The following is a 249-nucleotide window of genomic DNA, read 5'->3' on the forward strand; positions in this document are numbered from 1 at the left end:
TGGTGACCCGTACGGGATTCGAACCCGTGTTACCGCCGTGAAAGGGCGGTGTCTTAACCACTTGACCAACGGGCCAAAAATTTAAAAACTTTTTCCAAGCTTCCAACCGGGCTTGAACCGGTGACCTCTTCCTTACCATGGAAGTACTCTACCAGCTGAGCTATGGAAGCATAATGGCTCCGCAGGTAGGAATCGAACCTACGACCGATCGGTTAACAGCCGATAGCTCTACCGCTGAGCTACTGCGGA

3 tRNA genes are annotated in these 249 nt (G+C 52.2%); all 3 read right to left on the reverse strand.

Annotation, left to right across the window (positions count from 1 at the left end):
- Positions 1 to 75: transfer RNA gene (locus JDS82_RS29275), tRNA-Glu, on the reverse strand.
- Positions 76 to 97: 22 nt separating this feature from the next.
- Positions 98 to 170 (reverse strand) — tRNA-Thr (locus JDS82_RS29280).
- A 4-nt stretch (positions 171 to 174) separates the two neighbouring features.
- Positions 175 to 249: transfer RNA gene (locus tag JDS82_RS29285), tRNA-Asn, on the reverse strand.

The sequence above is a fragment of the Bacillus cereus group sp. N14 genome (assembly GCF_016483555.1).
Taxonomy (GTDB): Bacteria; Bacillota; Bacilli; order Bacillales; family Bacillaceae_G; genus Bacillus_A; species Bacillus_A wiedmannii.